At 69.1% G+C, this 14,692-nt stretch carries 10 protein-coding genes; 8 read left to right on the forward strand and 2 right to left on the reverse strand.

Annotated elements, in window-relative coordinates; all coding sequences use genetic code 11:
* Positions 1 to 1,457 (reverse strand): right-handed parallel beta-helix repeat-containing protein (locus tag CCN51_RS38665; protein ID WP_211303286.1); only part of this gene is annotated, 1,457 nt, incomplete at its 3' end.
* Positions 1,458 to 1,609: 152 nt separating this feature from the next.
* Here CCN51_RS38665 and CCN51_RS38670 point away from each other — a divergent pair.
* Together CCN51_RS38670 and CCN51_RS38675 are read left to right on the forward strand one after the other, a co-directional pair.
* The gene (locus tag CCN51_RS38670) at positions 1,610 to 2,857 is read left to right on the forward strand and encodes a S8 family serine peptidase (RefSeq protein WP_055414097.1); all 1,248 of its coding nucleotides are present in this window, start codon (positions 1,610 to 1,612) and stop codon (positions 2,855 to 2,857) included.
* A gap of 447 nt (positions 2,858 to 3,304) precedes the next feature.
* Positions 3,305 to 3,496, forward strand: coding sequence for a hypothetical protein (locus tag CCN51_RS38675; RefSeq protein ID WP_014173179.1), 192 nt, complete (start codon positions 3,305 to 3,307; stop codon positions 3,494 to 3,496).
* Positions 3,497 to 3,621: 125 nt separating this feature from the next.
* Here CCN51_RS38675 and eccCa read toward each other — a convergent pair whose 3' ends face one another.
* Entirely contained in the window at positions 3,622 to 7,584 is a 3,963-nt protein-coding gene (gene eccCa, locus CCN51_RS38680; protein WP_086860650.1) for a type VII secretion protein EccCa, read from the reverse strand.
* Positions 7,585 to 7,961: 377 nt separating this feature from the next.
* On the opposite strand from eccCa, the gene eccD reads away from it, so the two are divergent.
* The 6 genes from eccD to CCN51_RS59410 all read left to right on the forward strand — a co-directional run.
* Positions 7,962 to 9,362, forward strand: a complete 1,401-nt coding sequence (gene eccD, locus CCN51_RS38685; RefSeq protein ID WP_014173177.1) for a type VII secretion integral membrane protein EccD — start codon at positions 7,962 to 7,964, stop codon at positions 9,360 to 9,362.
* A gap of 32 nt (positions 9,363 to 9,394) precedes the next feature.
* On the forward strand, positions 9,395 to 10,846 hold the full coding sequence (gene eccB, locus CCN51_RS38690) for a type VII secretion protein EccB (protein ID WP_014173176.1): 1,452 nt from the start codon (positions 9,395 to 9,397) through the stop codon (positions 10,844 to 10,846).
* Between the two features lie 214 nt (positions 10,847 to 11,060).
* Positions 11,061 to 11,396 (forward strand): hypothetical protein, encoded by a 336-nt coding sequence (locus CCN51_RS38695; protein ID WP_014173175.1) that lies wholly within the window; start codon positions 11,061 to 11,063, stop codon positions 11,394 to 11,396.
* A gap of 85 nt (positions 11,397 to 11,481) precedes the next feature.
* Positions 11,482 to 11,799 carry a WXG100 family type VII secretion target gene (locus CCN51_RS38700; RefSeq protein ID WP_014173174.1) on the forward strand — a complete coding sequence of 106 codons (318 nt, stop codon included), beginning with the start codon at positions 11,482 to 11,484 and terminating at the stop codon, positions 11,797 to 11,799.
* Between the two features lie 109 nt (positions 11,800 to 11,908).
* A complete protein-coding gene (locus CCN51_RS38705) occupies positions 11,909 to 12,397 on the forward strand; it encodes a type VII secretion system-associated protein (RefSeq protein ID WP_014173173.1) in 489 nt (162 codons plus the stop codon).
* 100 nt (positions 12,398 to 12,497) lie between these two features.
* Positions 12,498 to 14,692: AAWKG family protein (locus CCN51_RS59410; protein ID WP_170061354.1), on the forward strand; the 2,195-nt coding region annotated here is incomplete at its 3' end.

Here is a 14,692-nt window from a genome sequence, read left to right on the forward strand (position 1 = left end):
CGGATGCCGTCGCCGACGCTGCCGCTGATCTGGCAGGCGTCGAGTGTGGCCCGGCCGCCGTCGGCGACGAGCACGCCGTGTGCCCCGGCCTCGGTCACCTGGGTGCGGCCGGCGGAGAGTTCGGCGCCGCTCTCCACATGGAGCCCCGCGGCGGTGCCCGCGTGGATCTGGCAGTCCCGCACGGTGGCGCGGCCCCCCGTGCCGACCCAGACGGCGGCCTGGGCCGTCGAGCGCAGCACGGTGCCGGTGATCTCGGGGGCGCCGCCGCCCGCGGCGCGGATGCCCGCTCCTGCGGAGCGCTCGACCGTGCAGTCCTCCAGGCGCCCTCGGCCGTCCTCGGTGACCTCCACGCCGTGGCCGCCGGGCGCGAGGAGACGGGCGTTGCGCAGCAGGGGGTTGGCCCCGGTGCGGATGGAGACGGCGACGCCGGCCGCGTCCACCACCTCCAGGCGGTCGAACTCGGCCGAGGCGCCCTCGGACAGCAGGACGGCCGCCGTCGCGTCGGCACAGTCGCGCACGGTGGTGTCGGAGAGCAGCGGGGCGCTGGAGTCGACGACGCGGATCGCGGAGGATGCCGCGGCGTCGAACGCGCAGTCCTGGAACGTGCCCCGGGAACGCTCGGTGACCGCAAGGCCGTTGCCCTTGGTACGCGCGGTGCGGCAGCGCAGCAGTTCCGGGTCGGCGCCCTGGGCGAGCACGATGCCGGGTCCTGTGGTGTCGCTGACGGTGACCTCCTCCAGCACCGGCCGGGCGGCGCTGGTGACGTAGACGCCGACGGAGGTGTCGTGCACATGGGTGCGCGCCACGTGCGTGGCGCACCGGCCTTCCAGAGCGACGGCGGGCTTCTCGGTGCCGGAGATGTCGCAGTCCTCGACCCGGCCCTGCGCCTCGCCGTTGGCGAGCAGGCCGTTGCCCTTGGCGTCGCGCATCCGGCAGCCGCGCACGGTGGTGCGGGCCTGCTCGCTGAGGACGACGGCGGAGGTGCCCAGGTGCTCGATCAGGCAGTCGTCGATGACGCTGCCGGTGGGGGCGGTGTCCACGATGCCCGCGCCCTCGGGGTTGGAGACCCGGCAGCCGCGCATGGCCAGCGAGCCGTTCTCGCGGGCGAGGAGCGCCGTCCAGCCGGAGCCGACGACGGTGCAGCCGTCCATGGCGACCTGGCCGCGCGGCGCGTCCACCACCGGCAGGTCCTCGCTGCCGCCGCGCAGCATCAGGTCGGTGAGCATCACGGCGTCCGCGACGAGCACCACGGCGGTGCCGCGCGGCGGGCAGATCTCCACGCTGCCGCGGTCGCCGTCGGCGACGATGGTGAGCCGGGTCCTGACCGTGAGGTTCTCGCGGTAGCGGCCGGGCTTGACGCGGATGACCGCTCCCGTACGCGCCTTCGCCAGGGCCTCGCCGATCGTCCGGAAGTTCTCCGTCTGGTCCGGGCCGACTGTGAGCAACTGCCGTGACACGCAGGGACCTCCTTGTTGTGGTGCCTGGGCCGACTTCCCGGCCAGACAGAACGAGCTATCCAGGTAAGCGGAACTATCAAGTTGAACAACTTTATATGGGTAAATCGACCACCTTGCGGTGGTTCATCCCTGGGTCGCGTAACATGCGCGCCATGCGACGTGCTCTCTCTCATCGTCATCCGGTGGCGCGGGTGGTCGCCGCCGCCGCACTGGCCACGGCTCCGCTCGCCACCGCGGCCACCCCGGCCGCCGCGGACCCGGGCTCGGTGGAACTGCCCGCCGTCGCCTCCGTGCTGGCGTCCGACGACCCATGCGCGAAGGCGTCCACCAGGAAGGCCGAGGACGCGACCTGGTCCCGGTCCACGCTCGGGCTCGGCCGGGCCTGGGAGCTGTCCCAGGGCGCCGGGGTGACCGTCGCCGTGGTCGACTCCGGTGTCGGTACGGACATCCCGGCGCTGTCCGGCCGGGTCACCGCGGTCGGCGACGCGGGCGAGGACTGCGTGGGCCACGGCAGTTTCGCCGCGGGCCTGATCGCGGCGGCGCCCGGCGAGGGCGTGGGCGTGGCGGGGGTCGCGCCCGGGGCGCGGATCCTGGCGGTGCGCGGGACGCGGACGCGCGGCGAGACCACCGCCGCGACCCTCGCGGCGGGCATCCGCACCGCGGCCGACAAGGGCGCCGACGTCATCTACGTCGGGCGGGCGCTGGCGACGGGGAAGGCCGAACTGACCAAGGCCGTGGCGTACGCGGCCGAGCACGACGCGCTGGTGGTCGCGCCGGTCGGCCCGGACTTCCTCCCCAGGGACCGGAACACGGGCAAGGCGGTCGAGCCCGCGCCCTGGTACTGGCCCGCGTCCGCGCCCGGCGTGCTCTCGGTCATCGACTACGGCCCGGACGGCCGGCGCCCCGACAGCGCGCCCGCGCTGGACGGCGCGGATCTGGCGGCGCCCGGTGACGCGGTGGTCAGCGTCGGGCCCAAGGGCTCGGGCCACTACATCGGTTCGGGCTCCTCGCTCGCCGCGGCGCATGTCGCGGGGGCGGCGGCGCTGGTACGGGCCCGGTACCCGGAGATGTCCGCGGCCGAGGCCGCACGGCAGCTGACGGTGGCCGCGTATCCGTCGGAAACGCCACGGGTGGACCCGTACGCGGCGGTGAGTTCGCTGCTCACCGACAAGCAGGGCGCCACCCCGAAGCCGGCGGCCGCGCACGTCCCCCCGGCCGCCTCCCCCGAGCCGCGCCATCGCGCCCTGATCATCGCGGGCGCGGGCGGCGGCCTGCTGCTGCTGGTGGCCGCCGGGGCCGTGGTGATCCCCCGCGGCCGGGCCCGGCGCTGGCGCCCGGGGGGCGCGCGGGACCGGGAGCCCGCGGTGACCACGGAGCCCGCGGAGACCGGTAGTTCCTGAGGGCCGCTGCCCGTACGGCGCCGAGGGGCCGTACGGGCAGCGGCCCAAGGGTCCTTGCGGCCCCGGTGTCCGCTCCTTGGGAATTCCAGCCCCATTCGGGCGGGCCCTCATTCCCTTGCGGGCATCCTCCTCGCCCGCATGGACGGCCCGCCACGCCTTTTCCGGCAAGCGTCGGCTCGTCGCCGACTCCCTTTCGGGCAGGCCTGCAACGGTAATCGGGCAGCCTCCGCGGCAAATTCGGACAGCAGAAAGGAGGTGACGTGTTACCGGAATTCCTTCGGGATCGGCTGAAAGCTTTCCCTCGCGAGTCGTATGCTTTTCCCGTCGCCACCCCATGGCGATGCGCCACTGAATACGTGTCACTGAGTGACGTTGACGAAAGCTGAGGAAAACATGAAGTCCTGGCATTCTCGTGCGGTTGCCGCTCTTTCGATCGGTGCCGCGATAGTGACCATCCCGCTCACCGCGGGCTCCGCCTCCGCCGCCCCCCAGTACCGCTACTTCTCGACCTACAAGTCGGCCGTGGACTGCCAGACGGCCGGGAACACGCTGGCCCAGCAGGGCCGTATCACCCAGTTCAACTGCAACGGGAAGATTGTCCAGGGCCGGGAGAAGGTCTGGGACCTGTTCGTGCGCTAGCCGGCCCCTGCTGGGCGGAGGTTCGCTCCTCCCCTGAAACACCGTTGCCCCCCTGACGCGTTCGTCCCCCGGAACGCGGTCCGGGGGGCAACGGCCTTTCCAGGTTCCGCTCGTGCGCACGCGCCCTACCCCTCGTCAACCAGCGCGGTCTGCACCTGCGTCGTCTTGTGACGGGCGATGCGCGTGGCCCGCCCCGCCGCCAGCACCCGGCCCTTGATATTGCCGAAGAGGTAGCCCTCCGCCGGCGGGCAGGACAGCAGCAGACCGGGGGTGTTGACCTCCAGCATCCGCCGCAGCAGGCGGTCGTTGAGGCCGCGCGAGGCACCCGCCGCGGAGCGGGCCACGACCAGGTGCAGCCCGACCTCGTAGCCGAGCGCGAGGTGCGCCAGCAGCGGTTCGAACGGCGCGTTCATCGAGTCGCCGCCCACCATGTCGTAGTCGTCGACCAGGATGAACAGCCGCGGGCCCGTCCACCAGTCGCACAGCTTCATCCGGCCCGGGGCGATGTCCGGTCCCGGCACCCGCTCCTTGACCGCCGGGGCCGCCCCGCCGATCATGTCGCGCAGCGCGTCGACGGAGACCGCGTGGCCGAGGCGGTACTCGTCGGGGATGGCCTCCACCAGGGTGCGGCGGTAGTCCACGACCATGATCCGCGCCTCGGCGGGCGTATACCGTTCCATGATTGCTTTGGCCGTCAGCCGCAGCATGTTGGTCTTGCCGCTCTCGGTGTCGCCGACGACGATCATGTGCGGGGTCTCACTGAAGTCGTGCCACACCGTGGACAGTTCGCTCTCCTCCAGGCCGATCGGCATCCGCAGATCGCCCTCGGGCGGCGGGAGCTGGGAGACCGGCAGTTTGGTCGGCAACATCCGCACCTGCGGGGTCCGCGGCCCCGGCCAGCTCTCCTTGACCGCCGCGACCAGGCCGGCGACCCCGTCCGCAAGGTCCTCCGAGCTCTCCATCCCGTCGATACGGGGCAGCGCGGAGAGGTAGTGCAGCATGCCGTCCCGGGTCAGACCGCGGCCGGGCAGCCGCGGCACGGTGGCCGCGCGGCGGCTGTTGATCTCGGAGTCCATCGAGTCGCCCATCCGCAGCTCCAGATGGGTGCCGGCCTGGTCGCGCACGCCCGCGGACAGCTCCACCCAGCGGGCGGTGGTGACGATCAGGTGGATGCCGTAGTTGAGGCCGCGGGCGGCCATCGAGTTGAACGTCTGCATGTGCTGGTCGAAGTCCTGCCGCACCGTCGACCAGCCGTCGATGACCAGGAACACGTCCCCGTAGGGCTGGTCTGCGAACTCCCCGGCGGCCCGGCGGCGCCGGTAGGTGGCCATGGAGTCGATGCCGTGGTCGAGGAAGTACCGCTCGCGCGCGGCCAGCAGCGAGTTGACCTCCGCGATCGTCCGGCCCACCCGCTCGGTGTCCAGCCGAGCCGCCACCCCGGCCGTATGCGGCAGCTCCGCCAGGCCCGCCAGCGCGCCGCCGCCGAAGTCCAGGCAGAAGAACGACACCTCGCGCGGGGAGTGGGTGAGCGCGAGCGCGGTGAGGATGGTGCGCACCAGGGTGGACTTGCCGCTCTGCGGGCCGCCCGCGATGGCCACGTGCCCGCCGACGCCCGACAGGTCGATCGTCAGCAGGTCCCGCAGCTGCTCGAAGGGCTTGTCCACGATGCCGATCGGGACGGTCAGCCGCCCCCGCCCCGGCCAGCCGACGGTGGTCAGCCCCAGGTCGGGGTCGGGGGTGAGCGGGGGCAGCACCTGGTCGAGGGTCGCGGGCAGGTCCAGCGGCGGCAGCCACACCTGGTGGGCGGGCGGCCCCGCGGTGAGCAGCCGCTCCACCGCGACGGACAGCAGCGTGTCGCCCGTCTCCTCCAACTCCTCCTCGGGCTCCGGCTCGGGCAGGTCGGACAGCTGGCGCGGCACCACATAACCGGAGGTCCACGGCATGGTCTGGCTGGCCACCCGGGCCTGGTTCGCGCCGGCCCGCCGCTCCTGGTACGGGCCGGAGACGTACGCCGCGCGGAACCGCATCAGCGCCTCCACACCGGACTTCAGATAGCCGCTGCCGGGCCGCGGCGGCAGCTGGTAGGCGTCGGGCACGCCGAGCACGCCACGGCTCTCCATGGCGGAGAACGTGCGCAGCCCGATGCGGTACGACAGGTGGCTCTCCAACTGGTGCATCCGGCCCTCGTCGAGCCGCTGCGAGGCGAGCAGCAGATGCACGCCGAGGCTCCGCCCGAGCCGCCCGATCATCACGAACAGGTCCATGAACTCGCGGTGCGCGGCCAGCAGCTCACTGAACTCGTCGACGACGATGAACAGGCTGGGCAGCGGCGTCAGCGGGGTGCCGGACGCCCGCGCCTTCTCGTAGTCCAGCGCGGAGGTGTAGTTGCCCGCAGCCCGCAGCAGCTCCTGCCGCCGCATCAGCTCGCCGTGCACGGCGTCCTGCATCCGGGAGACCAGTGCCGCCTCGCCCGCCAGGTTGGTGATCACCGCCGAGGTGTGCGGCAGTTCGTCCAGGCCGAGGAAGGTGGCGCCGCCCTTGAAGTCGACCAGGACGAAGTTGAGCGTTTCGGAGGAGTTGGACAGCGCGAGCGCCAGCACCAGGGTGCGCAGCAGCTCGCTCTTGCCGGAGCCGGTGGCGCCGATGAGCATGCCGTGCGGCCCCGTGCCGCCCTGGGCGGACTCCTTGATGTCCAGCTCCAGCGGGGTGCCGTCGGCGCACACCGCGATCGGCACCCGCAGCCGGGCGGAGCCGGTGTTGCGCTGCCACAGCGTGGCAGGGTCGTGCCGGCGCAGGTCGCTGATCCCCAGCAGGGTGGTCAACTCCACATTCGCCGCCAGCGGTTCGGCGACCTCGCTGCCCATACCCATCCGGTACGGGGCGATCCGCTTGGCCAGCGCGGTGACGCCCAGCGGTCCGAACCGGTCGGGGCGGCCGAGTCGGGTGGGCTGCTCCTTGCGCTCCCGGTCGGTACGGACCAGCGTGAAGTCCTGCCCGGACACCTCGAAGCGGAGCGTGACCCGGCCGGGCCGCCAGGTCAGCGCGCCGCTCAGGTCCAGTACGACGGCGTTGCGGAAGCCCGGCCCGTCCAGCCGGTGCCCGCCGGGGACGCTCCCGCCGTCCACCACGATCACGGTGAACGGCTCCTCACGCCCGGCCGCCGCGTCCGGGTCGAAGGCCGGCCGCTCCAGGAACTCGGCGCCGAGCAGGTCCTCCAGCTCGTTGAAGGCCGAGACGCACATGCGGGCCTGGCCCGCGCCGTCGCTCTCCTGGGGGTGGAGGTTGTGCGGCAGCCACTTCACCCATTCCCAGTCCGCCCGCCGCTCGTCGGACACGCACAGCGCCACCCATATGTCGTCGGGTGCGTGGAAGGTCACCAACTGGGCGATCACCGCGCGGGCGACGGAACGTATCCGCTCCTCGTCGCCGCGGAACAGCACCCGCGCCCAGGACCGCAGATAGATGGCGATGGGCTGGTCGGGCACGGTGGAGTACGCCCGGATGAAGCTGCGCAGGGCGTGCGCGGCCAGCGGCTCCAGGTCTTCCACCGGCGTGGTGGCCTTCGGCGTCAGCCGCAGGCCGAGCTTCTGCTCGCCGACGGCCACCCGGACCTCGCCGAAGTCCTCGTCCTGCGGGCGGCGTTCCCACAGCCGGGTGGTGCCCACCAGCGCCCACAGGGCCGCGGGGTCGGGGTGGCGCCAGGCCAGGGCCTTCTTCTGGTCGGCGACCGCGGTGCGCACCTTGCGCCGGATCTGCGTGAGATAGCGCAGGTAGTCGCGGCGCTCGCCCTTGAGACGCTGCTTGCGCTCACTGATCTTGCGCATCATCTGGCCGAGCATCATGGCGCCGGAGGCCAGCACCATCATGCCGACGGCCAGGTACATGAAGTGGCTTCCGGAAGAACGGCTCATGCCCGGCCGCATGAACATCAGCATCATCGACACCGACATCAGCGCCATCGGCAGGTACGTCCACACGGCGGAGCTGTCGGGCACCTCCTCGGGCAGCGTGGGCGGCTCCTGGAGGTTCAGCTCGCCCTCGGGCATGTCCGGGCCACGGCGGCGGGCCGGCCGGCGGAACAGGACCACACTCAACGAACGGTCTCCTTACGGGCGGTGTGCAGACGAAACCAGGCCCTATTGAAATGCAGGTCCAGCCTGTTTCGCCACTGCGAGAGCTTATGCCTGGAGTTTCGATGTCATTCCGTCAATGAAGTCCAGTGACATTCTGTCATTTGGTGACACGCTGTCCTTCGGTCTCTTTACTTGTGTACCCCATGGAAGGTGTGTACTTTGCCGAAAGGTAAGTGCATTGCCCAGGTGAGCGGACGGAGTCATGTCCTACCGGAATGCAGGTCCAGCCCGTTTCGCCACCGAGACAGTTTCCGGCCGGAGTAGTGTCATTCTGTCATTTCGCGACACGATGTCCTTCGGCGGAATACCCCGGAGGAGCGTGAGTCGGCCAGATGACTGACACCCAGGTTGCCGACCTGTGCCGGCTGACCGTCCGCGCGCCCGCCAAGAGCGTCGATCTGGCGGTGCCCTCCGATGTCCCCGTGGCCGACTTGCTGCCCGCCGTCCTCGGCTACGGCGGCGAGGACCTTGGCGAGGACGGCGTCGACCACGGCGGCTGGGTGCTGCAGCGCCTCGGCGGCGGGCCGATGGACGAGGAGCGCACCCTCGACTCGTACGATTTGCGCGACGGCGAAACGCTCTACCTCCGGCCGCGTACCGAGGCGCTGCCCGAGGCCCACCTCGACGACCTCGTGGCCGGCATCTCGGACACCATGCGGTCCCGCCCCTACGGTTGGACCCCCGAGGCGAGCCGGCGGCTGCTGCTCGGCCTCGCGGTGACCGTGCTCACCGCCGGGCTCGTGGTGCTCGCCCTGCCCGGCGGCTCCGTGGGGGTGCGCGCCGTGTGCGCCGCCGTGACCGGACTGCTGCTGGTCGCGGGCGCGGGGGCGGCGAGCCGCGCGGTCGGCGACGCCGGAGCGGGCGCCACGCTCGGCTTCATGGCCGCGCCTTACCTGGCGTTCGCCGGATGGCTGCTGCCCGGCGGCGACATCACCGGCGCGCACGCCAACGAGGTCGTGGGCTCCCGGCTGTTGGCGTCCTGCGTGGCGGGCGCGGGCGGCGCGATCGTCGTGCTCGCCGCCGTGGCCGCGTACGCCGCGCTCTTCCTGGGCACCGGCGTGGTCGCGGTGTTCGGCGCCATCACCGGGACCCTCATGATCACCGCGGACCTGGCGCCGCACCATGTCGCCGGGATCATCGCCCTGGCGGCGGTGGTGCTCGGCGCGTTCGTCCCCTCGCTGTCCTTCCGGATGTCGGGGCTGAAGGTGCCACCGCTGCCGACCAACGCCCAGCAGCTCCAGGAGGGCATCGAACCGCACCCGACCGCGGCGGTCGCCGGCCGCACGGCGCTCGCGGACGGCTGGATGAGTTCGCTGTACGGGGCGGTCGGCGCCACCTGCGCCGCCTGCCTCGGGGCGCTCGCCTGGTACGCCAACCTCCCCTCGGTGCTCACGGTGGTGGTGCTCTCGCTGCTGCTGATGCTGCACGCGCGGGGTCTGGGCAACACCTGGCAGCGGCTCTCGCTGACCCTCCCCGGCGTGGCCGGGCTGCTCCTGCTGATCCTCGTCGGCGCGGAGTCGTACGCACCGGACCGCCGGCCGCTGGTGGCCGCCGGACTGCTCGGCCTCACGGCGGTCATCGCCATCGTCTCCTGGACCGTACCGGGGCGGCGCCTCGTCCCGTACTGGGGACGGGCGGCCGAGATCCTGCACTACCTGATGGCGCTCAGTTTGTTGCCCCTGGTCCTGTGGGCGCTCGGCGTCTACAGCGCCCTCCGCGGGCTGATGGCGTGAGCAAGACGGACCGACGCGGAAGGGAGTGACCGATGCAGACGAAGCGGGATCAGGTCCAGGCGCATATGTTCGTCATGGGGCGGCTGACGTCCGCCATGCTGCGCGCGGATCCCGACGCCCCGGAGAGCCCCCAGGGCAGGACCAACCGGGCCGTGACCATCAGCGTCCTCATCGGGATCCTGCTCTGCGCCGGAGCGTTCGTCTTCGGCCTGCTCAGCCCCGGCACGAAGAGTTCCTGGCGGGACCCGGGCACGCTGGTCATCAACAAGGAGACCGGTACCCGCTACCTGTACCTGGGCGGACGGCTGCGCCCGGTGCGCAACCACACCTCGGCGCGGCTGCTCGCGGGTGACCAGATGAAGGTCATGACCATCGGGAGCAAGTCGCTGCGCGGCACCCCGCACGGCTCGCCGGTCGGCATCAGCGGCGCCCCCGACGAGCCGCCGGGCAACGACAACCTGACCGGCGACCCGTGGCAGGTGTGTTCCGGCAACACCAGCGGAGCGACCGGCACCACGGTGGCCGTGGGCGCCAACGCCGACGGCGCGGGGCTGAAGTCCGGGCAGGGGCTGCTGGTGAGCGGGCCCGACAAGGAGGACTACCTGGTGTGGCAGGGCCGCAGGCTGCGGCTCGACCAGAAGGCCAACGCCGCCGAAGCGCTCGGATACGGCTCCACGAAGCCGGTGCCGGTCTCGGCCGCGTTCCTCAACTCCCTGCCCGCGGGCCCGGATCTGGCCCCGTCGGCCGTGCCGGGCCGAGGTGGGCAGGGGCCGGAACTGGGCGGGCTCAAGACCCGGGTCGGCCAGGTCTTCAAGGTCGCCGCGCCGGGCGGCACCGCCCGCTACTACCTGCTGCGCAAGGAGGGTCTTGCCCCGCTGACCGCCACCGGCGCGGCGCTGGTCCTCGGCGATCCGGACACCCGGCAGAAGGCGTACGCGGGCGGGGCGGTGTCGCCCGCGAGCCTGGGCGCCGACGCGCTGAGCGGCCATCTGGCCCCGGACACGCCGGAGGTGGAGACGGGGAAGCGGCAGCCGGAGACCCCGCCGGAGCCGGTGGACCTCGGTGCCGGACGGACACCATGTGTCGGGGTGGAGTCCGGGAGCGACGGTACGCGGGTGAGCGTGGCCCTGATCCGCGACGTGAATCTCGGCCCGACCGCGCAGGCCCCGCCGGAGGGGCTCGTCCCGGCGTGTGTGACGGTTAACCGGATCACGGTGCGGCCAGGCGGAGGCGCGCTGGTGCATGTGCTGGGCGCGGGCGGCGGCGAGGTCGGCAACACGCTTTACCTGGTGACGGACACCGGAATGAAATACCGGCTGCCCGCGGCCGATTCCCTGAAGGCGCTGGGATACAGCGAGGGCGAGGCGCAGGCCATTCCGTCCTCACTGCTGGCCATGCTGCCAACGGGTCCGGATCTGACTCCACAGGCGGCGAGCATGGGGCGGAGTAAATCCTCGGCGCCGCGGTGTGAAACGAATAAATGACAGGTTGTCATTGACGTGCATTCTTGGCACTAAGTGACGTGACTGGCTTGTAAATTCCTGAGGGAAACGATTGCTAATGCTGTTCACTGCCTCATAGCATTGCTTGAGATGGGCTATCCGTAGGGGGCCGTCAGGCTGATGGCCCGTCGTCATTGGTCTCGCCGGCCGCCAGTGCGCCGTGCCTGGTGGCGAATAACAGCCGAAGGGACATCTCGTGTCAGAACTGACGAGGTCAGAAGAGAGCGCAACCCGCAACGGAATCTCTTCCACGGAAGAGGCGTTCGCCAACATCCAGGTCTGCCGCCAGGACGTCGAGAACACGAAGGCCAACGTGGGCGGTGCCTACGGGGGCAGCGACGGTCAGAAGTACCAGGACCTGCTGCAGTCCTGGGACGACCAGGCCGAAATCATCTCGAAGAACCTCAACGACGTCATCGACACGCTGAACGAGACGCTCCGGGCGAACAATCTGACGCAGGGTTCGCAGAAGGACGCCGTCGACCAGGAGTACGCGCAGTCGAAGGCGATTTTCGACGCGCTGCACGGCTGAGTGAAACCCCGGGTGACGGACACCCGGTTCCGTCCCGAATCCCCCCCGTATCCCCTCGCAGTGAAAAGAGGTACGTGCTGTGTCAATGGACTTCTCCGACGGGCACATATACGTCGATTTCAAGGGCACCGACAACGCGGCTGAGGACATGCGGCTGCAGACTCAGAACATCGACAAGATTCTCAGCCAGCTCGAATCGGAGCTGCAGAAGTTCATCAGCAGCTGGGAAGGTGAAGACCGGGACGTCTACGTCCAGAAGCAGAAGACGTGGCACGAGGCCGTCCAGGAGATGAAGCGGCTCCTCGCGAGCCATGCGGGCCTGCTCAACGACATCGGTGACAACTACCGGACCAACCAGCGGAACCTCACGGCCAGCTGGGAAAACGTGAAGATCGGCCGCTGAGGCGCGGTGCGGCACGGGCGGCTGTCTGCGCGTTGAAAAACGTGGGCGGTCGCCCGTTTCGACATAGGACATCCATAGAGAGAAACGGCCGACGAGAAGGGGCAGTGAGATGGCCAAGTCGATCCAGCTGAACAAGGAGTGGATGGAGCACTTCATCAACGTCGATGTGCACGACTTCCAGGTGGAGCTGAAAAACATCCTCAAGGATAGGGGCGATATTCCCGCGCTGGGCAGCCTGAAGAAGGAGAATCCGCATGATTTCGCGGATCCCCCCATCCCCTCGGGGACGCAGCTGCCCCTCACTATCGGCGCCATGACCGGTGATGGGGAGGAGCTGACCAACGGGGCGCACCTGCACAAGACCCTGGTGGCTCTCATCGACCAGATCGTGGGGATGATCGAGGAACAGCAGACGCTGTTCGACGACATCGAGGAGAACCTGCGGGAAACCGTCCATACGTTGCTGAAGACACAGGATGGCAACCTGGCCAAGATCGATGGCGAGAAGTTCCTCGACGGCCTCGAAGACGTGGAGGACGACCTGACTTCCGGAGGGTCGGGCTCCGGCGGGGGCGATGGCGAGAACGACGAAAACTGATGGTGAAGAATCATGACAACAAGTGAGCGGTAGTCGTCCCGGCTGAGTGCCGCAGTACCCCACACCCCCCTTCGTTCCCCCGCCCGATGGAGGCGCCGCCGTGCCGTTTTCCAAGGAAAGTGATCGTTGGCAGCAGGCGATCTACTATTTCACCGGTTACGAAGCGCCAAAGATCGACACGTTGTTTGAGGAGTGGTTCGGCAACGACGACATCCCGCTGATGAAGGTGCAACTCACCAAGCAGAAGAGCGTCACCTACGTCGATGTGGATGACCTTCAATGGCGTGTCGATAACGCGGGTCGCAACATAAGCAACACAGACTTCGTGATCCCCTTCTACAAGACGGGGGACGAGGAGGAGTCCGGCGAGGAAGCGTCGGGGGACGAAGTCACCTATTACAAGGCCCGGTTCACGCTCCTGGGCAACCACAACATCGAAGACAGGCCGTCCGGCGGTGTGTACGAGGGGGGCAAGAACAAGGCCAGGTACGACAACGACTTCAAGAAGTCGGACGAGGGGACGGAGTGGGACACCGGCCCGCACACGCAGTACGCCTACGGAACGGGCCGGGCCCTTGAGGCTTTGCTCGACAACGACGGTGGTACGACTGGCTTCGAGTGGAACGGAATATCCGTGCCCCCCGAACGGGTCGTCGATCTGGCGTCGTTCGACAGGGCGGCGACCGCCTTCGATCGTGTCGCCCTGTTCTACACCTACCGCCAGGCAGAACTGGAGGAATGGCACAAGCGGGTCGGGATGCAGGAGAACGAGGCGTGGAAGGGCACGGCAGCCGGCGTCTTCTGGCATCTCATCCACATGCTGAACAAGCGGTACGAGGACTACGCCGACGACCTGCGCAACGGTGCGCTGTTTTCCGTACCGGGCGACGCCATCCGGATCGCAGGTGACGTGTTCAAGAAAGCGGCCCGGGGACTCCAGCAGGACTGGGCTACGTGGGAAGCGAAAGATGGTAACCCGCTGAGCTTCCTCTCCGACCTGCTGTCGAAGATCACCGACCACGTGTGGGACCACAACATCACGAACATCACCTACAAAGTGCATACCCGTGCCCGTGGCGAAACGAAAACCACCTATCACGCCACCGGTAATTTCCGCCAGGATGCCGTCGACGAAAAGGGCCACAACTACGGCCCGCTGAACAGTCTGGATACCTGGAAGGCGGTCGGCCAGGCGGCGATCGAGCGGTGGAAGAAATCCGTCGAGGAAAACCTGGTCGACAACGCCGACTTCGCGCTGCGGACGGTGCACGACGCGTGGAGCCCCTCGGTATTCGATCTTGGCACGATCAAGACGTCGAGCGGGGACAGCCTGTCCCAGGAGTACGACGACGACGTGGCCGACAAGGAGAAGAAGGAGGCGGAGCAGAAGGAGAAGGATCAGGAGAAGAAGGAGAAGGAGTGGGAGGAGAAGCAGGAGAAGTACCGGCAGGAGCAGGAGGAGAAAGAGGAGAAGTACCGGAAGGAGCAGGAGGAGAAGGAGGAGAAGTACCGGAAGGAGCAGGAGGAGAAGGAGGAGAAGTACCGGAAGGAGCAGGAGGAGAAGGAGAAGGAGTGGGAGGAGAAGCAGGCCGAGGCCGAGGCTGAGCAGGAGCGGAAGGAGAAGGAAGCCGAGGCCAAGCAAGAGAAGTACATGCAGGAGCAGGAGGCCAAGCAGGAGCAGAAGGAGAAGGAGCAGGAACAGAAGGAGAAGGAAGCCGAAGCCAAGGCTGCGGCGAAGGAGAAGGAGCAGGAACAGAAGCAGGCCGAGGCTGAGGCCGAGCAGGAGCAGAAGGAGAAGGAGCAGGAGGCCGAGCAGGAGCAGAAGGAGAAGGAGCAGGAGCAGAAGCAGGCGGAGCAGGAGGCCAAGCAGGAACAGCAGCAGCAGGAGCAGGAGCAGAAGCAGGCGGAGCAGGAGGCCAAGCAGGAACAGAAGGAGAAAGAGGCCGAGGCCAAGCAGGAGGAGCAGCAGAAGAAGCAGGAGGAGTACCAGCAACAGCAGCAGCAGTTCCAGATCAACCAGATGACTCAGCAGAAGGCCGAGCAGGAGCGGGCGAAGAAGGAGCAGGAGCAGAAGGAGGCGGAGCAGGAGGCCAAGCAGGAGCAGAAGGAGAAGGAGCAGGAGCAGAAGCAGGCGGAGGCGGAGAAGGAGGCTGAGCAGAAGCAGGCGGAGCAGGAGGCCAAGCAGGAGCAGAAGGAGAAGGAGCAGGAGCAGAAGCAGGCGGAGGCGGAGAAGGAGGCTGAGCAGAAGCAGGCGGAGCAGGAAGCCAAGCAGGAACAGCAGCAGCAAGAGCAGGA

The sequence above is a fragment of the Streptomyces milbemycinicus genome (genome assembly GCF_002154605.1).
Taxonomy (GTDB): Bacteria; Actinomycetota; Actinomycetes; order Streptomycetales; family Streptomycetaceae; genus Streptomyces; species Streptomyces milbemycinicus.

What these genes read in the sequence shown, in the direction of transcription:
- CCN51_RS38705 (WP_014173173.1), top strand. Translation starts at nt 11,909, where the DNA reads ATGGCCAAGTCGATCCAGCTGAACAAGGAGTGGATGGAGCACTTCATC.
- CCN51_RS38670 (WP_055414097.1), top strand. Translation starts at nt 1,610, where the DNA reads ATGCGACGTGCTCTCTCTCATCGTCATCCGGTGGCGCGGGTGGTCGCC.
- eccB (WP_014173176.1), top strand. Translation starts at nt 9,395, where the DNA reads ATGCAGACGAAGCGGGATCAGGTCCAGGCGCATATGTTCGTCATGGGG.
- CCN51_RS38700 (WP_014173174.1), top strand. Translation starts at nt 11,482, where the DNA reads ATGGACTTCTCCGACGGGCACATATACGTCGATTTCAAGGGCACCGAC.
- eccD (WP_014173177.1), top strand. Translation starts at nt 7,962, where the DNA reads ATGACTGACACCCAGGTTGCCGACCTGTGCCGGCTGACCGTCCGCGCG.